At 66.6% G+C, this 17723-nt stretch carries 19 protein-coding genes; all 19 read right to left on the reverse strand.

Annotated features, from left to right (window positions below):
• Positions 1–3: 3 nt before the first annotated feature.
• Positions 4–1044 carry a hydrogenase expression/formation protein HypE gene (gene hypE, locus QX108_RS14575; protein ID WP_315799497.1) on the reverse strand — a complete coding sequence of 347 codons (1041 nt, stop codon included), beginning with the start codon at positions 1042–1044 and terminating at the stop codon, positions 4–6.
• A complete protein-coding gene (gene hypD, locus QX108_RS14580; RefSeq protein WP_315725414.1) occupies positions 1041–2168 on the reverse strand; it encodes a hydrogenase formation protein HypD in 1128 nt (375 codons plus the stop codon). The genes hypE and hypD overlap by 4 nt, the downstream gene beginning before the upstream one ends.
• On the reverse strand, positions 2165–2401 hold the full coding sequence (locus QX108_RS14585) for a HypC/HybG/HupF family hydrogenase formation chaperone (RefSeq protein ID WP_172111243.1): 237 nt from the start codon (positions 2399–2401) through the stop codon (positions 2165–2167). Before QX108_RS14585 ends, hypD begins: the two co-directional genes overlap by 4 nt.
• The gene (gene hypF / locus QX108_RS14590) at positions 2401–4659 is read right to left on the reverse strand and encodes a carbamoyltransferase HypF (RefSeq protein WP_315725412.1); all 2259 of its coding nucleotides are present in this window, start codon (positions 4657–4659) and stop codon (positions 2401–2403) included. Before hypF ends, QX108_RS14585 begins: the two co-directional genes overlap by 1 nt.
• Entirely contained in the window at positions 4656–5627 is a 972-nt protein-coding gene (hypB, locus tag QX108_RS14595) for a hydrogenase nickel incorporation protein HypB (protein ID WP_315799498.1), read from the reverse strand. Before hypB ends, hypF begins: the two co-directional genes overlap by 4 nt.
• Entirely contained in the window at positions 5627–5968 is a 342-nt protein-coding gene (gene hypA / locus QX108_RS14600; protein ID WP_315799499.1) for a hydrogenase maturation nickel metallochaperone HypA, read from the reverse strand. Before hypA ends, hypB begins: the two co-directional genes overlap by 1 nt.
• Positions 5961–7061, reverse strand: coding sequence for a nickel-dependent hydrogenase large subunit (locus QX108_RS14605; protein WP_315799500.1), 1101 nt, complete (start codon positions 7059–7061; stop codon positions 5961–5963). Before QX108_RS14605 ends, hypA begins: the two co-directional genes overlap by 8 nt.
• Positions 7058–7567 carry a [NiFe]-hydrogenase assembly chaperone HybE gene (hybE, locus tag QX108_RS14610; RefSeq protein ID WP_315799501.1) on the reverse strand — a complete coding sequence of 170 codons (510 nt, stop codon included), beginning with the start codon at positions 7565–7567 and terminating at the stop codon, positions 7058–7060. The genes QX108_RS14605 and hybE overlap by 4 nt, the downstream gene beginning before the upstream one ends.
• Positions 7564–7773, reverse strand: a complete 210-nt coding sequence (locus tag QX108_RS14615) for a rubredoxin (protein ID WP_172111249.1) — start codon at positions 7771–7773, stop codon at positions 7564–7566. The genes hybE and QX108_RS14615 overlap by 4 nt, the downstream gene beginning before the upstream one ends.
• Positions 7770–8633, reverse strand: a complete 864-nt coding sequence (locus tag QX108_RS14620; protein ID WP_315799502.1) for a hydrogenase expression/formation protein — start codon at positions 8631–8633, stop codon at positions 7770–7772. Before QX108_RS14620 ends, QX108_RS14615 begins: the two co-directional genes overlap by 4 nt.
• 3 nt (positions 8634–8636) lie before the next feature.
• On the reverse strand, positions 8637–9077 hold the full coding sequence (locus QX108_RS14625) for a hydrogenase accessory protein (protein WP_315799503.1): 441 nt from the start codon (positions 9075–9077) through the stop codon (positions 8637–8639).
• A gap of 223 nt (positions 9078–9300) precedes the next feature.
• Entirely contained in the window at positions 9301–9591 is a 291-nt protein-coding gene (locus tag QX108_RS14630; RefSeq protein WP_315725397.1) for a HypC/HybG/HupF family hydrogenase formation chaperone, read from the reverse strand.
• A 24-nt stretch (positions 9592–9615) separates the two neighbouring features.
• Positions 9616–10203, reverse strand: a complete 588-nt coding sequence (locus QX108_RS14635) for a HyaD/HybD family hydrogenase maturation endopeptidase (RefSeq protein ID WP_315725395.1) — start codon at positions 10201–10203, stop codon at positions 9616–9618.
• Positions 10204–10217: 14 nt separating this feature from the next.
• Positions 10218–10961 carry a Ni/Fe-hydrogenase, b-type cytochrome subunit gene (gene cybH, locus QX108_RS14640; protein ID WP_315799504.1) on the reverse strand — a complete coding sequence of 248 codons (744 nt, stop codon included), beginning with the start codon at positions 10959–10961 and terminating at the stop codon, positions 10218–10220.
• 12 nt (positions 10962–10973) lie between these two features.
• Complete coding sequence (locus QX108_RS14645; RefSeq protein ID WP_315799505.1) at positions 10974–12764, reverse strand: nickel-dependent hydrogenase large subunit; 1791 nt, start codon at positions 12762–12764, stop codon at positions 10974–10976.
• Between the two features lie 21 nt (positions 12765–12785).
• Positions 12786–13889, reverse strand: a complete 1104-nt coding sequence (locus tag QX108_RS14650) for a hydrogenase small subunit (RefSeq protein ID WP_315725389.1) — start codon at positions 13887–13889, stop codon at positions 12786–12788.
• Positions 13890–14111: 222 nt separating this feature from the next.
• Positions 14112–15551, reverse strand: a complete 1440-nt coding sequence (locus QX108_RS14655) for a nickel-dependent hydrogenase large subunit (protein ID WP_315799506.1) — start codon at positions 15549–15551, stop codon at positions 14112–14114.
• Positions 15548–16564 (reverse strand): HupU protein, encoded by a 1017-nt coding sequence (locus tag QX108_RS14660; RefSeq protein ID WP_315799507.1) that lies wholly within the window; start codon positions 16562–16564, stop codon positions 15548–15550. The genes QX108_RS14655 and QX108_RS14660 overlap by 4 nt, the downstream gene beginning before the upstream one ends.
• A 13-nt stretch (positions 16565–16577) precedes the next feature.
• Complete coding sequence (locus QX108_RS14665) at positions 16578–17672, reverse strand: HoxN/HupN/NixA family nickel/cobalt transporter (RefSeq protein ID WP_315799588.1); 1095 nt, start codon at positions 17670–17672, stop codon at positions 16578–16580.
• Between the last annotated feature and the right edge of the window lie 51 nt (positions 17673–17723).

A 17723-nucleotide genomic window follows, 5' to 3' on the forward strand; every position in this document is an offset into this window, starting at 1 on the left:
GTCTCAGCAGATCCGCGGCAGCTGCTCGCCCGACAGCCAGTCGACGATGCGGCCGCCGCCGAAGCTCGTCGCCATCTGGACGAAGCGGTGATCGTCCGCAACGGCTTCGCCGATGTCGGCCGCATCACGTCCGAGCGGATGCCTCGTCATCGCAGCCAGCACGGCATCGGCGACCTCAGGGGCGACCACGGCGACCAGCTTGCCTTCGTTGGCGACGTGCAGCGGATCGAGGCCGAGCAACTCGCAGGCGGCCGCCACGGCCGGCTTTACCGGGATGGCCTCCTCCTGCAGGCGGAAGCCGAGATTGGACTGCTGAGCGATCTCGTTCATCGTCGCGGCAAGGCCGCCCCGCGTCGGATCGCGCATCAGCCTGATGCCCTGGCCCCCGGCAGCCACCATGTCGGCGACGAGATCATGGAGCGAGGCCGAGTCGGAGACGATCTCGGTGTCGAAGGTCAGGTTCTGCCGCTTCGACATGATCGCGACGCCATGGTCGCCGAGGCTGCCCGACAGCAGCACGCGATCGCCGGGCCGCGCTCTGTCCGCCGACAGATCGAGCCCTTCCGGCAGCACGCCGACGCCGGCCGTCGAGATGAAGACGCCGTCGGCCTTGCCGCGCTCGACCACCTTTGTGTCGCCGGTGATGATGGCGATGCCCGCTTCGCGTGCCGCCTCGCCCATCGCATCCGCGATCCGTTTCAGGTCGGCGAAGGCAAACCCTTCCTCGATGATGAAGCTTGCCGAGAGATAGAGCGGCCGCGCGCCGGCCATCGCGATGTCGTTGACGGTGCCATGCACCGCCAGCGAGCCGATGTTGCCGCCGGGGAAGAACAACGGCGAGACGACGTAGCCGTCCGTGGTCATCACCATGCGGCCGGCGGCCACGTCGAACGCGGACTGGTCGTTGCCGCGCGCCAGCCACTCGTTGCCGAACGCCTCGTGGAACAGGCCGGCAATCAGCTGCGCCATGGCGCGGCCGCCGGCGCCATGCGAGAGGTCGACACAGCCGCTTCGCAGGTCGAGCCGGCGCTGATGCATGCTCATGATGCGAGCCTCCGCTGATGGTCGCGGAAGCGGCCATAGGTCCAATGCGCCGCGCAGGCGCCTTCCGACGACACCATGCAGGAGCCGATCGGCGTCTCCGGCGTGCACGCCGTGCCGAACAGCTTGCAGTCGACCGGCTTCTTCAGTCCGCGCAGGATGGCGGGACATTCGCAGGCTGGATTGTCGGCGACGACGAGCTCGGCCATTGCGAAGCGCAGCTCTGCATCGAGATGCGCAAAGGCCGGCCGCAGCTTCAAGGCGCTCGACGGGATGCTGCCGAGGCCGCGCCACTCGAAGGCGTCGCGCAGCTCGAAGATCTCGGCCACTTCCCTGATCGCCCGCTGATTGCCGCTGCCGGTGACGGCGCGGCGATACTGGTTCTCGACCTCGTGGCGGCCGTCATTGACCTGCTCGATCAGCATCAGGATCGCCTGCATCATGTCGAGCGGCTCGAAGCCCGCGATCACCACCGGCTTGGCATCGTCGCGCGCGAACGGCGCATAGGGCTCGGTGCCGATCACGGTGGAGACGTGGGCCGGACCCACGAACCCATCGATCTCGATCGGCGTATCGCTGTCGAGGATCGCGCGCATCGCCGGCGGCGTCAGCACGTGGTTGCAGAACACGCTGAAATTCGTGAGCTTCTTCTTCTCGGCGGCCCGGATCATCACCGCGGTCGGCGGCGTCGTTGTCTCGAAGCCGATGGCGAAGAACACGATCTGGCGGCTCGGGTTCTGCTCGGCGAGCGCAATGGCATCCAGGGTCGAGTAGACCATGCGAATGTCGGCGCCGCGCGCCTTTGCCTTGAGCAGTGAAGCGCCGCGCGAGCCGGGCACGCGCATCAGGTCGCCATAGACACAGAGGGTGACCTCGGGACGCTCTGCGAGCGCGATCGCCATATCGATGCGTCCCGCCGGCAGCACGCAGACCGGACAGCCGGGACCATGGATCATGCGCACATTGGCTGGCAGCATGTCTTCCAGGCCGTAGCGCGCGATCGCATGGGTGTGACCGCCGCAGAACTCCATGAAGCGGTAGGCGCGCGCCGGGTCGGCCTTGGCGTGGATGGCGCGTGCGAGGCCAATGGCAAGCTCCTTGTCGCGATATTCGTCCGCGTATTTCATGGTGCCACCTCCGCAACCGCCGCGCCCATCTGCCGGAGCAGGTCGAGCGTCTCGCGTGCCTCCTCCGGATCGATCTTGGTCAGCGCGTGGCCGACATGAAGAATGACGTAGTCGCCGATCGCGATCTCCTCGATCAGCGCGACCGAGACCTCCTTGCTGACGCCATCGATCGACACGATCGCCATGTCGTCAGGCAGCAGCTTGATCACCTCGGCAGGAATGGCCAGGCACATCAGACGATCTCCCCAGACAGATTTTCATTGCGGAGCAGTTGCAGGCCGGCTGCCCAAGCCTGCCCCAGGCTCAGGCCGCCGTCATTCGGCGGCAGCCGCCGCGGCAGCCGCGCATCGACCCCGGCCGCGCGGCAGCCGCGGACGATCTGCGCCGACAGATGCGCGTTGAGAAAGCAACCTCCGCTCAGCACCAGCGTGCCGATGCCGGTCGCGCGCGATGCCATCGTGATCCAGTCGACGCAGGCCGCGGCCAACGTGCCGTGAAACAGCCCGGCGGCTTCGGCGACGTCGAGCCTATCTGAGATCAGATGCGCAAGCAGCGGCCGCAGCGACAGCACGCCATCGGCGATGGTCCAGCCGTGGTCCAGCGTCGTCGCCTCGCGCACCAGCGCCTCCAGCCTCATCGCAGCCTCGCCTTCGTAGCTCTGGACCGCGCTGACACCGAGCAGTCCCGCGACCGCATCGAACAGCCGGCCGGCGCTGGTCGTGACTGGCCCGTCGGCGCGATCGAGCAGCATGGGCATGTGGCGCGCCTGCGGCTGGTCATCGAAACGCATGGCGATCTCGGCTCCACGGTCGAGGTCATGCAACACGGCCGCGGCCATCCGCCATGGCTCCCGCGCCGCACGATCGCCGCCCGGCATCTTCAACGGGGCGAGATGGCCGAGGCGTCGGAATCCGGCGCCGTCGCACGACAGCAACTCGCCTCCCCAGGCGCCGCCATCGCTGCCATAGCCATAGCCATCGAGCACCAGCGCGAGCGCGGGTCCCGTGAGCCCGTGCTCGGCCATAACGGACGCGGCATGCGCATGGTGATGCTGCACAGACAGCATGGGCAGACCACGGCCATGGGCGAAGCGGGTCGAGGCCATGTCCGGATGCATGTCGTGGGCGATGGCGATGGGCGCAACGTCCAGGATGGAGGTGAGATGCTGCACGGTTTCCTCGAAGAAGCGGATCGCTTGCGTCGTATCGAGATCCCCGAGATGCTGCGACACAAACGCCTCGTCGCCGCGGGTTACCGTCACCGTCGCCTTCAGGTGAGCGCCGACCGCGAGCATCGGTGGCACTGCGCGCGGCAGCCGGATCGGCTCGGGCACATAGCCACGGGCGCGCCGGATGAAGCTGGGAGCACCGGCCACGATCGCCACGACGGAATCGTCGGCGCGGATGACGATGTCACGATCATGCGTGACGATCAGGTCCGCAATGTCGCGCAGATCAGCCAGAGCCTCGTCATTGTCGGTCAGCAGCGGCTCGCCGCTCGGATTGGCGCTGGTGCAGACCAGCGTCCAAGCGCTCTCGCAGACATGCGCGCGGAGCGCATGGAAGATCAAATGATGCAGCGGTGCGACCGGCAGCATCACGCCGATCCTGGCGAGCCCAGGCGCGACCGACGGCGCCAGACGATGGCGCGATTTCAACAGCACGATCGGGCGCGCGACCTGCTCCAGCAGCGCCCGCTCAGTGAGGTCAATCTCGGCCACCTCGCTTGCGGCATCGACCGAGGCCAGCATCACCGCAAACGGCTTGCCGTCGCGCTGCTTGCGCGCGCGCAGCCGCTGCACCGCCTGCTCATCCCGCGCGTCACAGAGCAGCTGATAACCGCCGAGTCCCTTGATGGCGACGATCCTGCCCGCAGCGAGCGCGGCAGCGATCTCGCCGATCCCGTGGCTGAGGCGAGGCCCGCAGCACGGGCACGAGATCGCCTCGGCATGGAAGCGACGACCGAGGGGATTCTCGTAGTCCTCCCGGCACGCCTCGCACAGTGGAAAACGCTTCATCGCGGTCGTCGCGCGGTCGTAAGGCAGACGCTCGGCGATGGTGAAGCGCGGGCCGCAATGGGTGCAGTTGACGAAAGGATAGAGATGGAAGCGGCTGCCGGGATCGAACAGCTCGCCAAGACAAGCTTCGCACGTCGCGGCATCCGGCACGATCCGCGTCGTCACTCGGCCACCGATGCTCGCGCCGATGCAGAAATCCCGGCTGGACAGCGCCGCGACCTGCTCGACGGCGATGTCGTCGATGCGCGCCAGCGGCGGTGTCTGCCGCGGCAGAGCCTCGACGAACTCGGCGACCCCGTCGCCCTCGACCTCGATGACGACGCCGTCCGCATCGTTGGCGACGAAGCCGCCGAGCCGGTGGCGCGTGGCCAGGCCATGGACATAGGGACGAAAGCCCACGCCCTGCACGGCGCCGCGCACGCGGAGCCGGAGGCGCCCAGGTTCCGCCGCCGATGTCCGGCCCGAGACGCTCATCCTTGCACCGCGCCCAGCGCGCTCGCCCGCATGCGGTCGGCCTGCTTCCTGATCCAGGCATAGAAGGCGGAGAAGCCTTCACCCGTCTTGGCGGAGATCGTCAGCACCTCAATTTTCGGATTCACGCGGCGGGCATATTCGATCGTCTGCGCCAGGTCGAAGTCGAGCACCGGCGCGAGATCGATCTTGTTGATCAGCATCAGCGCTGATGCTGCGAACATGTCCGGATATTTGAGCGGCTTGTCCTCACCTTCCGTGGTCGAGAACACCACGATCTTGCAGGCCTCGCCGAGATCGAACGCGGCCGGGCACACGAGATTGCCGACATTCTCGATGAACAACAGCCCGCCACGCAGCGGCGGCAGCCGGCCATAGGCCTCGCCGACCATCGCCGCATCGAGATGGCAGCCCTTGCCGGTGTTGATCTGAATCGCCGGCACGCCCGTCGCGCGGATGCGCTCCGCGTCGTTCGAGGTCTGCTGGTCGCCCTCGATCACCGCGACCGGGCGGCTCTGCTTGAGATCGGTGACGGCACGAACGAGCAGCGAGGTCTTGCCCGCGCCGGGGCTGGAGACGAGGTTGAACGCCAGCACGTCCTGCGCGGCGAAGCGCGCGCGGTTCTCTGCCGCAAGCCGGTCGTTCTTGCCGAGAATGTCGCGCTCGATCTGGATGATGCGGCCGCTGGACAGGCCGGCAATCTCCTGCCCGGCCGGATTGGCCGCGCAGTCGATGTGATCGGCTGCGCCATGCATGTGAGGATGGTCATGCGCATGATCATCATGGTGATGATGGTGACCATGATCGTGGTCGTGATCATGATGGTGATGACCGTGATGATGATGCCCGCCATGATCGTGGCTGTGCTCATGATCATGGGCATGATGATGGTGATGATCGCTGTGATCGTGATGATGATCACCCGCTTCGATCGCCGATTTGCCGTCACTGCAACCGCACACCGTACACATCACTCGACCTCCAGCTCCTTGACCCGCATATCCTCGCCGCCCGTCACTTGCAGCTGATGGCTGCCGCATTCAGGACAGGCGTCGTAGCGCTGGCTGATCTCGACGCTTCGCGAGCAGGCAAGGCACCAGGCCGAGCCCTTCTGCTCGATGATCTCGAGCGCCGCGCCTTTCGCAATCGTGTTGGCGGTGACTGCCTCGAAACAGAAGCGCAGCGCCTCCGGCGCGACATGGCTGAGCGCGCCGATCTCCAGCCACACGGTCTTCACCTTGGAGAACGCACCCTTGCGCGCCTCCGCCTCGACGATCTCGACGATGCCCTCGCACAGCGCCATCTCATGCATGCGCCGTCTCCCGCGTCGTGAGGTGATAGCCGACACAGGGATCGAACGCACCGATCATCGCATCGACGGCGTCACGATCGGCGGCGCCGCGCAGCCGGGCGCCGGTCAGACTGCTCACGACCGGGCCGCGCGGATGAAAATTCCATTCAGTCGGCGCCAGATACTCGAACCGAGCGATCACGCCTTGCGCATCCAGCTCGATCACGTGATGCAGACGGCCGCGGGTGCATTCGACCGCAGCGGCGCCGCAGCGATGACCCAGCGCGTAGACAGTGACGAGGCCCTCGTCAGAGTCGTCCTCGGCTTCACCTGTCTCGATCCAGCGGGCGAGCGCGGCCATCTCAGCGATCCTGGCCAGAAGCCGTTCGACCGAGCCCGCCTGCAGCGGGGCCGCAGGCGCTCGCCGCGCCCAGACGCCGGTTTCGGGGACGCGGCCATCGAGCTCGGGGGTCTCCGCGAATGCGGAACCCTGATCCATCAGCCCGGCGACGACGGCGCGATCGTCGGCGGCCGACAGGACGCCGTGCACTGCCGGCATGTGCCTCCATCCTCCGTCCTCGGCGGCCATGCGGGCTGCCGTCATCAGCTTTGCGAGTGGAGTTCCAGGAGCGACGATCTCCGATGCCGAGCTTACGCCGAGCTGCCCCAGTCCCATCTTGATCTGTGACAAGACGTCGGCGCGAGACGGCCCGCTTGAAACTGGCTTGGCATCGCCCTGGAGCGAGGTGACGGCCTGCAGCAGCCCGTGCGCCTGCTGCAGCGCGCCGCGATCGCGCGCCAGCGGTCCGAGCAGCAGGCCGCGCAGCAACTCGGCGAAACGCTCGGCCACCACCGCCCTGATACGGCGATGGCGCGTCAGCGGCGCGACCGGCTGGCCTCGCGCCGCTTCGATCGCCGAGAGCAGCGCGACCTGATGCGCCGTGGCGCATAGCGAGAACAGACGGGGCAGCGCTGCCAGCAACGCCTCGGCTGGCTTGCCGGCGAACAGCCGCCCCAATGGCGGCCGCGTGCGCGGCTGGATGTTGACGCCCGTGATCCGTTGATCGGCGACCGACAGCACCACATCGATCCGGTTGCGGAAGCTCAGCGTCATGCACGCCTCTCCGAGAGCGCGCCACGCAGCAATGCGCGGCGATCGATCGCGCGCGACGTCGTCACGGCCCGCTCTGCATCCGGCCCATCATCCTGCGCCGTCATCAGCGCCGCCATGGCGGCCTTCGCCGCGGCACGGGCCGCGGCCATGTCCTCGAACTCGAACATCGGCGAGAACAGCGAGCAGCTTGCAATCCGGCCGACGCCGGCCACCTCGCCGATCGTGAACGCGAAGCACCCGGCCGGCAGCTCCAGCGTGACGGATGCCCCGACCGAGCCTTCTGAAACCGGAACGATCACGTTCATGAACCAGGGCGTGACGACGATGCCGACCGTCAGTCCATGCACGCTGGTGAAGCCCACGGCCTCGACGTCGAGCGCATCATGATAGATCGGCAGCTCGCGCATGGTGCGCGCGCCGATCTCACGATAGAGGCCGGCGAGTCGCTCGCCCCACGCCGCCGGCGTGAGCTCGCATGGTCCCTGCCCGGCCGCACCGGCGCTCATGACTCGACCGCCATGAACTTGCCCTTCGGCGCGTCGCAATTCGGGCAGTGCCAGTCGTCCGGCAGCGCCGCGAACGGCGTGCCCGGCGGAATCTGCGCAACGCCATCGCCCTCGGCCGGATCGTAGCGCGTCCAGCAGATGCCGCACTCCAGCAGCACGTCGTCGGCGAGATCGCTGCGAACGCCGAAATTCTCGAAGCCGCTCATGTGAAATAGGCCTCGATGATCTGCTTGAGACGCTCGGCGGAATCCTCGAAATCCTCGGGCGCGGCGAGCGCGACCACCGGCACGCCGCCGACCTCGAGCGTGTCGAGAATGATCGTGTCCATCGCGTTGAAGAACTGCACCGACCAGACATGGCGCACGCCGGTCGCCAGCACACGGCAGGTGCCGTAGCCGCGCGACATCAGCTGGATCGGGCCGTTTCCGAGCGTCTCCTGCAGGAAGCCCATGTCGGCCGGGCTCATCGGCAGCAAAGTGAAGTTGATGGTCTGCGAGCGCTGCCCGGGCCGCCAGGAGAGCGCACGCTCGCGAATCTCGGCGAGCACCGGAAGCGCGTTCATCGTCCCCTCGGGCGCAGGCCCGATCACGACGTCGGAAGCGGTGAGATCGGCGGCCGCGCGCGTGACGATCTCGGGGACGGCCCCGATCTCGATGTAATCGTGACTCTCATCCGCCTCCAGCCGCACCCGCCAGATGCCCGCCAGCACCGACTCCTGGATCTGCGCGAGCTGACCGTCGGGCAGCGCCACCACGCCGGACACCTCGCCTTCGCCCAGCACGTCGTCGATCAGCCGGCGCTCGAGATCGTTGAGACCTTCGAGCCGGAACAGCCGTGTCGGCGTATCGGCGACCTGCGCTGCGACCGCCGACGCAATCGTCGCCAGCAGCTCGACGGCGCGTGGACAGCTCCGCGCCAGCGCCTCCGAGTCCAGCGTCGCAAGCTTGGCGAGCGCGCCCGACGCCGTCAGTCCCTTGTATTGACTGTCGAGCGCCTCCTCGCCGATCGGAAACACGCTGACAGGCTGCTCGGCGCCTTCGGGAGCAATCCAGAATCCGGGCTTCATTGGTCAGCTCCTCGACGGCTGATGGGCTGGGACGATGCTGACGGCGACGGTCGCCGCCGTCCCGGCGGGACGATCGATGAGGCGAGAGATGCGATCGACATAGACCGACCAGTCCTGGATCTTTGCGATCACGCCGAGCGTATCGGCCCCACGACACAGGATCAGGCTCGGCTGCACGCGCACGCCGAACCGCGTTCCGAGTTCCGTCTCCGCATCGCGCGCGATGACCGCGCCACGCAGGCGACCCTGAAACGCCGTGACCAGCTCCGGCAGCACGATGGCCACGTCGAGCGCTTCGGGAAATCGCGCGGGATCACCGGCCGAGAGCAGCACCCCAACCGCCCCGGCACGATGGGCGTCGTCGAGGAAACCATCGACCGTGACGGCATCGACCTCCGGCAACCCGCTTCGCCTGCGTGCAGGATCGCGCTGCAGCATCTCCATCGACGTCTCCCTGGCCAGTTATCGTTGCGTGACCTGACTGGTTAGCAATCAACGTGCCAGACGCCGCCACGGCCGAACGCAAGCCATCGCATTGAATTAATTGGGCTTATTCTCGATGTTAAGACGTGAGAAGGAAATTGCAAAGTTACTTTCCAGCCACGCGCCGGAAACTTAATTTCTTCTGGAAAGCTGATTGTCGGATGTCCGACGCGCGCCAATCGCGCTACCGTAGATGCTCCGGCAACTGCGGCTCCCGTCCGATCAGGTCGGCAAAGAAGTCGTCGCAGTTCTCACCCTTCATGGCCGCCTGCAGGCCGCGTAGCGCCTCGCCGATCAGCCGCGCCTCCTCGTCGCCGAGCAGGCGAACCGCGTTGTCGAGATAGACCAGCACCTTCGCCCCGACGGGCGGGTTCGACAGCAGCAGCACCGAGACGCGCCGCTCCTCACCGTCGAAGCTGCACAGCGCCGAGACGCCATCGGTTTCCACGATCGTCATCGGCAGGCCCAGGCACATGGCAAGCTCCCCTGCGGCGTCCGGTCACTCCGCCGGGTCCGCCCGCATCTCATAGCTTTGGTGGTCGATATCGTTGGCGAGCAGCCGCGCGTCGCCGGCCAGCGGCTCGGGCCGCAACACCGCAGGCGCGCCCCATTCGGCCAGGACGGTACAAGCGAGCTCGATCGCGGGCGCGATCTGCGCGCGCACCGGCGCGGTGAGCGGTCCGCCCCAGTCCTCGAGGTCGAGCGGCTGGCAGCCGATCAACGCCAGACGGCGCGGATAGCGGCCGAGCAGGTCGGCCGCGCTCAGGACCTCCTGGAAGCCGGTCTGGTGCAGGCTCATCTTCTTGGCGCCGGTGAAACGCGGCACCTCCTCGTCGCGGACGAGCTTGAGCTCGCCCGGCGCAAGGCCGTAGTCGATGGCGTCGAACACGATCAGGCCGTCGGCCTCCTCGACATAGTTGACGAGGTAGAGCCCCTGCGTACCGCCATCGAGGATCGTGACGTTGTCGGGCACGGCGTAGCGGCGGTGGAATTCCTCCACCACCCGCACGCCGAAGCCTTCATCCGCCCACAGGATGTTGCCGATCCCCAGCACCAGGATGCGGTCGCGCTTGGCGTCGTCGCCCATCTCGTGTTTCCCCACTACTCGCGGAACTGCCGCTCGCCCGAGATCATCGACGAGATGATGCTCTGGCGGGACATGATGTCCTCGCGGATCGCGGCATAGACGTGCACCGTCACGAACATCACCAGCGCCCACATCCCGAGGTGGTGCCAAGTGTGGACGTCCTGACTGTTGGGCCAGATCGCGAACACCCAGCCGAACAGCTTGTGCTGCCAGCTGTCGATCCCGGTGCCTTCCGAATAGAGCGCGAAGCCGGTGACGATCATGAAGGCGACGAACAGCGTGAAGCCGGTGAACATCGCCGTCTGCGCCAATGGATTGTGGCCGACATACATCTTCGGCTCGCGCTCCAGGAAGGCATACCAGCGGATCTCGTGCAGCACCTCCTTCCAGAACTGCTTGCGATGCACCGGAATGTAGAAGATCTGCCGCGAGTGATGGTTGCCGACGAAGGCCCAGAAGATGCGGGCGAGGAAGAACACCGCCAGCACCTGTCCGGCCGCGAAATGCGCGAACCGGATGTACCCCATCACGAAGCTCGCCGACGCCTCGCCCTCCACGCTCGGCAGCGGCGTGCCGATCAGATAGCCGGTCACCATCAGCACGATGATGGCGAACGCATTCACCCAGTGGCAGATGCGCACGGGGGCTTCGTACACATAGACCGTGGGCCGGCCGATCGCGTGCTCTCCGGCCGCATCGGCCGCGATCGCAGCCAGATTCGGCTCGGCCTCGGCTGGACGTGCAATGGCATCCATCATCGCGCCTCTCCCCTACCTGACCTTGACAGTCGCCATTTCCTGGCCGTCCGGGCTCATCACGTGAGTCGAGCAGGCCAGGCACGGATCGAACGAATGGATCGTCCGCAGGATCTCCAGCGGCTTCTCCGGATCCGCCATCGGCGTATCCATCAGCGACGCTTCGAAGGCGCCGATATTGCCCTTGGGATCGCGCGGAGAGCCGTTCCAGGTGGTCGGCACCACGCACTGGTAGTTGTCGATCTTGGTGTCCTTGATCTTGATCCAGTGCGCCAGCGCGCCGCGCGGTGCCTCGGTGAAACCGTAGCCCTTGGCCTCCTTGGGCCAGCTCTCCGGCTTCCACTTCTCCACATTGGCGGTCGAGGAATCGCCGGCCTTGATGCGCGCCACCAGCTTGTCCTGGAAGTAGCGCATCTGGTTCGCCGCCCATTCGCATTCCAGCGCGCGCGCCGCGGTGCGGCCGAGCGTCGAGAACAGCGCCGTCACCGGCAGATTCAGCGTCTTCAGGAGCTTGTCGGTCGGCTCCTTGAATTCCGGCTTGTTCTGCGCATAGCCGATGATGTAGCGCGCCAGCGGCCCGACCTCGACCGCGTTGCCGCGCCAGCGCGGCGCCTTGATCCAGGAATACTTGCCGCCCTCGTCGAGCTCCTTGATATCGATCTTGGTGCCCTTGGCATTCGGACCGAGCTGATAGTTCGGCTCGGTGATGCCGTCCCAGGGATGCAGCCCCTTGGTCTCATCGGGGTACTTGTACCAGGAGTGTGTGACGAACTCCTGGATCTGCTCGGGATCGCCGTGGTCGATCGGCATGACCTCGTTGAGATTGCCGTTGAGGATCACGCCGCGCGGCAGCTTGAGGTTCTTGGCCGAATAGTCGTTGGCGTTCTCGGGGATGTCGCCATAGGACATCACGCTCTTGCCCGACAGTCCGCCGCCATACAGCCAGTCCTTGTAGAACGAGCCGATCGCCGCCACGTCGGGCAGATAGACCTTCTGCGTGAACTCGATGCAGCGGTCGATGATCGACGAGACGAGATTGAGGCGCTCCATGTTGATGGCGCCGACGGCGCCGGTGCCGTCGACATTGATCGCGCAGGGAACGCCTCCGACCAGCCAGTTCGGATGCGGGTTCTTGCCGCCATAGATGGTGTGGACCTTGACGATCTCCTTCTGGAAGTCGAGCGCCTCCAGATAGTGCGCGACCGCCATCAGATTTGCTTCCGGCGGCAGCTTGTAGGCGGCATGGCCCCAATAGGCGTTCTTGAACGGGCCGAGCTGGCCGGACTCGACGAACTTGGTGAGCCGGATCTGCAGGTCCTTGAAATAGCCGGGCGAGGACAGCGGCCAGTCGGAGATCGACTGGGCCAGCGCCGAGGTCGCCTTCGGGTCGGCCTTCAGCGCCGAGATCACGTCGACCCAGTCGAGCGCATGCAGGTGATAGAAATGCACGAGATGGTCGTGCACCTGCAGGCACAGCTGCATGATGTTACGGATCGAGTTGGCATTGTCGGGGATCATGATCCCCAGCGCATTCTCGACCGCGCGGACCGAGGTCAGCGCATGCGTACCGGTGCAGACGCCGCAGATCCGCTCGGTGAACGCCCAGGCGTCGCGCGGATCGCGGTTGCGCAGGATGGTCTCGATGCCGCGCCACATCGTGCCGGTCGAGACCGCGTTGCGGATCACGTTGTTGGAGTCGACGTTCACCTCGACGCGCAGATGGCCTTCGATGCGCGTGAGCGGATCGACGACGACGCGCTTGCCGGAATTGTCGAGATTGAAGCCGTTGGGAGTCTGGATGCCCATCGTTGCCTGCCCTGAACTGAATTAATGATCTTGCTTTGCGCTGTCCTTGGCGTCGTCTCGCTTGCCGGCGAGCCGCTTCACCGCCGTCACGGCGGCATGCGCCGCGACCGCAGCTCCCACCGTGCCTGCGGCCACCATGCCGACCTGGTCGGCGTTGCGCTCGATGCCGAACTGCTTGATGTTGGTGAGGCGATCGTAGAACGAGCCCTTGTCCCAGAAGCCGTCCTCGGAGCAGCCGATGCAGCCGTGGCCGGACTGGATCGGGAACGACACGCCGCCGTTCCAGCGCACCGTCGAGCAGGCGTTGTAGGTGGTCGGGCCCTTGCAGCCCATCTTGTAGAGGCAGTAGCCCTTGCGCGCGGCCTCGTCGTCCCATTCCTCGACGAACTGGCCGGCATCGAAATGCGGCCGGCGATAGCACTTGTCGTGGATGCGCTGCGAGTAGAACATCTTCGGCCGCCCCTGGCGGTCGAGTTCTGGCAGCTTGCCGAAGGTGGTGATGAAGGTGACGACGCCGGTCATGACCTCCGCGATCGGCGGGCAGCCCGGCACCTTGATGATCGGCTTGTTGGTGATGACCTTGTCGATCGGCGTCGCCTGCGTCGGATTCGGCTTCGCCGCCTGTACGCAGCCCCAGGACGCGCAGGCGCCCCAGGCGATGATCGCCATCGCATCCTCGGCCATCACCTTCAGCTTCTCGACGAACGGCTTGCCGCCGTCGATGCAGAACATGCCGCCTTCGTTGAGCGGCGGATTGCCCTCGACCGCGAGAATGTACTGCCCCTTGTACTTGGCGCGGGTCTCTTCGAGGATCTCTTCGGCCTGATGGCCGGCGGCCGCCATGATCGTGTCGTCATAGTCGAGCGAGATCATCGACAGCACGGCATCCTTCACCAGCGGATGCGCCGAGCGGATGAAGCTCTCCGAGCAGCATGTGCATTCCAGCCCATGCATCCAGATCACGGGCGTGCGCGGCTTTGTTTCCAGCGCATTGGCGATGCGGCTCGCCGCGACCGGACCGAGCCCGAGGCTCGTCGCGGTGAGACTGCAGAACTTGTGGAAGCTGCGCCGCGTGATGCCCTGCCGCCGGATGACGCTGTAAAACGTTTCGGTCGTCGCGCCCATGAGTCCTCCCCCTGCTGTCGCGTTGGCGATCATCTGATCGCGATCTGGCGGAAGGGGACAGCAAGATGCGGGCCAGCATCATTGCTGGATTTGAATCATAATGATTCCAGACGCTTGGGTTCGGCCTGACGGCGCAACGATCCGTTCGGAGCCGGATCTTGCGTAACAATCGGAAATCACGCGCTTTGCACCGACAAGCTTGTTTCCGCCTGTCGGCAACGATCAATGCGCGGTGCACACCATGCAGGGATCGAACGATCTGACGACATGCTGGATGCTGACGGCACGCGCTCCGGCATCGCCGACTTCGGTCCCGACCAGCGCCTGTTCGAGCGGACCGGCAACGCCATCGGCACCGCGGGGCGAGAAGTTCCAGCTCGTCGGCGCGATGATCTGATAGCGCGCGATATGGCCGGAGCGCACCGCAAGCCAATGGCCGAGGCTGCCGCGCGCGGCCTCCACGAGCCCGACGAAGCTGCCGTCGAGCACCTCGCCGCCGGTCACGCAGAACGGCTCGTTGAGGCGCAGCGCCTTGATCCAGCGTTCGATCGAGAGCGCGAGCTGCGCCGTCTCGATCAGCCGGGCGATCACGCGGTTGCGGACGTTGCTGCCGTCCACCGCGAGCAGCGCGGCGATCAGCTTCCGACCATCGACCGCCTGTCGCGCGAGGGCACCGACTTCAACCGGCTGGCCGGCCAGGCGCGGCGCCTTGCACCAGCTGTAGGCGTCCGCCTTGTCGGCGTCCGGCAGCGTGCGACTCTCGGCCGGATCGAGCGAAGTCTCGCGCATCCAGGCGTGCGACACGTCTTCCGTGATCCGGTCCGCCGGCAAGGTTTCGATCTGGCCGTCGCGCGTGCGCAGGCCGGCCCGGAAAAGAGCGCGGTCGGCGTCGTGATAGGCGCCGAAGCTCATCAGCAGCCCCGGACCGCGGCCGAGCTTGGCGAGATCGAGCGCGTCCGCGATGCGCAGGAACTGCGCGAAGTCACCGCTGCGGCCGTCCCGCCACTGATCGAGCTCGTCCGGTGTCGACAAGGCCAGCACGTTCTCGAGCGTATCGGCAAACACCACGCGTTCGAGAAAGGCGCGGAACGACGCGGCGATGGCGTTGAGCCGGACGCGCTCACCGAGCTCGATCGCCCGCGTCGTGCCGCCGGGCTGGAACGCGAGGCTGTGCGGCCATTTTCCGGCGATTACGCCCATGATCTCCAGCAGCCGCGCCCGCGCCGGCAGCGCCTCGCGCGCTGCCGTGCCCTTCGTCGCAGTGAAACGCTCGGCCGCCACGTCGTGCCAGGCGTGCCCAGCATAGGCGTCGCGGGCGAAGTCCGGCATGAAGAAAATGTAGAAGTGGGTGAGATGATCGGCGGCGTTCTCAGCCGCATGCGCGATGTTGGTCGCGAGGGTGCCATTGGGCGCCGGCACAACGTCCATCGCCTGACGCAGCGCGTTGGCTGCGGCGATCGACTGCGAGACCGAGCAGATGCCGCAGATGCGCGGCGCGATCACCAGCGCGTCGAGGGGCGGACGTCCTTCGAGGATCTGCTCGAAGCCGCGGTAGAGCGGCGCCGTCACCTCCGCGCGCGCGACGCAGCCGCTCTCGATGTCGAGCCTGACCTCGAGGTCACCCTCGACGCGGTTGAACGGGCCGACCGTGATCCGCGTCATGATCTGCGCTTGTCACTGGGCCGGCTCGGCGGCACCACGACATGATCGGCGGTCGCGTTGACGCGCACGCGGCGTGGCGTCGCCGATTTCGACAGCGCCGCCAGCGCGACGAACCAGGCCTTCGGCATGTCGGTCGGAAGGCCGACCGGGATGCCGGCGAGCTTGGCCGTCTGCAGATAGTTCTGCGCGCTCTCGAATCCGGGCGACGTGCAGGCGATGCAGGCATAGCCGCCCTTGGTGCAGGAGCCGCCGCCGTTCCAGGAGCGCTGATTGCAGTCCCCGACCGCCTGCGTCGCGCGGCAGCCGAGATGCTCCATCAAGCAGCCGCGCTCCGACATCACTTCCGCGCTCGCCTTGAACTCGTAGAACTCGTTGCGCGAGCAGCCGTGATGGGCGAGGTGATTGGCGATGAAGGTCGGCCGACCGACTGCGTCGAGGCCATCTGCCGTGAGATCGCCCGAGGTGAGCGCCAGCAAGCTCTCCATGATCCAGCCCGGATGCGGCGCACATCCGGCAACGTTGATGACGGGCAGCCCGCGCCTGGAACGGAAGCCGGCGCCCAGCGCGCCGCCGATGTCGCTGCTCTCGAACTGCAGTCCGACCGCGTCCGTCGGATTGATGCCGGCGGCGGGAATGCCGCCATAGGCCGCACAGCTGCCGACGGCGACGACGTAGTCGGCCAGCGGCGCCAGATCGAGCAGCCAGTGATAGATCGAGCGGCTGGTACCGGCGAGCATGTTGAAGCGGCCCGTCAGATCAGGCCCGCGTGCGACCGAGCCCTCGAGGACCAGCAGATCGAGCCGCTCACGGCCGTCCCGGATGGCATCCAGCAATTCGACGACTTCGTCGCCGGTCTGCTCGCTGACGGAAGGATGCCAGATCAGATCGATACCGGACTGACGCAACTCGTCGAACCAGCCTGACGCGCCGCTCTCCAGGATCGACATCGTGCAGCCGCCGCAGCTTGCGCCCTGCAGCCACAGCATCCTTGTCATTGCCTCCGAGCCGGCCATCGTGAGGTCTGCCCTATCCTGCGCCGTGCGCTCCGCTTGGCATCACCGTCGGATTTAGCGCCGCGACGCGAACGGTGGCAAGCGCGTCGCCCGAGGCGCCCCCGGAACCGCGCCGGTGGCGGCTGACCAACGCGGATCCCGCCCAGATCAGTCCGAACAGACCGATGGCAGCGATCCCGAGATCGCCGAGACTGTCGCCGACCTCGATCGCCCCCAGCCCGAGCCGCGGCGCCAGCAGCGTGACGGTCTCCACGCCGCCGATCACCAGCGCGATTGCAACGGACGCGCCCGTGATCACCAGATTATAGCGCCGCTTGCGGGCCGGATCGGTCAGCGCCCAGCGATAGGCGTCCGTCATCAGCATGCTGTCGGCGGTATCGACGGTGGCCATCGCCGCCGCGAACAACACCGGGAACACCAGCACATGAGCGAGGCTCGCGCCGCGCGCCGCCTCGGTCGCCGACAGGCTCAACAGGCCGATTTCGCTGGCAGTGTCGAAGCCAAGCCCGAACAGGAAGCCGAGCGGGTACATGTGCCAGGCGCGGGAGACGATGCGAAGCACGGGTCGCAACAGGCGAATCAGGATGCCACCTCCGGCGCCGCCGGCGTTCGGCTGGGCCGCGCGGCGCCAGAGCTTCACGAACAGCACCAGATTGACGACCGCGATCAGCAGCAGAAAGCCTGCCGAGACCGACGTTCCGATCGTTCCGCCGATTGCCCGGATCGTACTCTGCTCGCTCAACAGGTCAGCGCCGGCAACGAGGCTCACCACGATGGTCGCGATCACCACGACGCTCGAATGGCCGAGGGCGAAGTAGAGTCCTGCAGCGCGCGGCTTGTCGCCATCCTGAACAAGCTTGCGCACGACGTTGTCGATGGCGGCAATGTGGTCCGCGTCGACCGCGTGCCTGAGGCCGAGCAGCCAGGCCAGCAGCGCCGTGCCGACGATCGCGGGCCGGTCGGCGTAGAGCGCGAAGGCCCACGCCCAGGCAAGCGCGTTGGCCAGAACGAGGCCGGCGAGCAGCGCGACGGTCGAGCCACCCGCCCCCGTGAACCAGGCTGGGATCCGGCGGGCGGGGTGAGGATGATCAATCGGAAAAATTGTCATACTCACTAGGAGAGCAAGACCCGCGCCATTCGGCAAGAGCAGTGTCCACCA

The sequence above is a fragment of the Bradyrhizobium sp. SZCCHNR1002 genome, from assembly GCF_032381435.1.
GTDB classification, from domain to species: Bacteria; Pseudomonadota; Alphaproteobacteria; order Rhizobiales; family Xanthobacteraceae; genus Bradyrhizobium; species Bradyrhizobium aeschynomenes.

Excerpts from the sequence above, each read along its gene's own strand:
- QX108_RS14660 (WP_315799507.1), bottom strand. The coding sequence starts at position 16,564 with ATGGCCGGCTCGGAGGCAATGACAAGGATGCTGTGGCTGCAGGGCGCA.
- QX108_RS14605 (WP_315799500.1), bottom strand. The coding sequence starts at position 7,061 with ATGACGCTGAGCTTCCGCAACCGGATCGATGTGGTGCTGTCGGTCGCC.
- QX108_RS14625 (WP_315799503.1), bottom strand. The coding sequence starts at position 9,077 with ATGGAGATGCTGCAGCGCGATCCTGCACGCAGGCGAAGCGGGTTGCCG.
- hypE (WP_315799497.1), bottom strand. The coding sequence starts at position 1,044 with ATGAGCATGCATCAGCGCCGGCTCGACCTGCGAAGCGGCTGTGTCGAC.
- hybE (WP_315799501.1), bottom strand. The coding sequence starts at position 7,567 with ATGAGCGCCGGTGCGGCCGGGCAGGGACCATGCGAGCTCACGCCGGCG.
- QX108_RS14665 (WP_315799588.1), bottom strand. The coding sequence starts at position 17,672 with ATGACAATTTTTCCGATTGATCATCCTCACCCCGCCCGCCGGATCCCA.
- QX108_RS14655 (WP_315799506.1), bottom strand. The coding sequence starts at position 15,551 with ATGACGCGGATCACGGTCGGCCCGTTCAACCGCGTCGAGGGTGACCTC.
- hypF (WP_315725412.1), bottom strand. The coding sequence starts at position 4,659 with ATGAGCGTCTCGGGCCGGACATCGGCGGCGGAACCTGGGCGCCTCCGG.
- QX108_RS14630 (WP_315725397.1), bottom strand. The coding sequence starts at position 9,591 with ATGTGCCTGGGCCTGCCGATGACGATCGTGGAAACCGATGGCGTCTCG.
- QX108_RS14650 (WP_315725389.1), bottom strand. The coding sequence starts at position 13,889 with ATGGGCGCGACGACCGAAACGTTTTACAGCGTCATCCGGCGGCAGGGC.
- QX108_RS14620 (WP_315799502.1), bottom strand. The coding sequence starts at position 8,633 with ATGAAGCCCGGATTCTGGATTGCTCCCGAAGGCGCCGAGCAGCCTGTC.
- QX108_RS14645 (WP_315799505.1), bottom strand. The coding sequence starts at position 12,764 with ATGGGCATCCAGACTCCCAACGGCTTCAATCTCGACAATTCCGGCAAG.
- hypD (WP_315725414.1), bottom strand. The coding sequence starts at position 2,168 with ATGAAATACGCGGACGAATATCGCGACAAGGAGCTTGCCATTGGCCTC.
- QX108_RS14635 (WP_315725395.1), bottom strand. The coding sequence starts at position 10,203 with ATGGGCGACGACGCCAAGCGCGACCGCATCCTGGTGCTGGGGATCGGC.
- QX108_RS14585 (WP_172111243.1), bottom strand. The coding sequence starts at position 2,401 with ATGTGCCTGGCCATTCCTGCCGAGGTGATCAAGCTGCTGCCTGACGAC.
- hypA (WP_315799499.1), bottom strand. The coding sequence starts at position 5,968 with ATGCATGAGATGGCGCTGTGCGAGGGCATCGTCGAGATCGTCGAGGCG.
- hypB (WP_315799498.1), bottom strand. The coding sequence starts at position 5,627 with ATGTGTACGGTGTGCGGTTGCAGTGACGGCAAATCGGCGATCGAAGCG.
- cybH (WP_315799504.1), bottom strand. The coding sequence starts at position 10,961 with ATGATGGATGCCATTGCACGTCCAGCCGAGGCCGAGCCGAATCTGGCT.
- QX108_RS14615 (WP_172111249.1), bottom strand. The coding sequence starts at position 7,773 with ATGAGCGGCTTCGAGAATTTCGGCGTTCGCAGCGATCTCGCCGACGAC.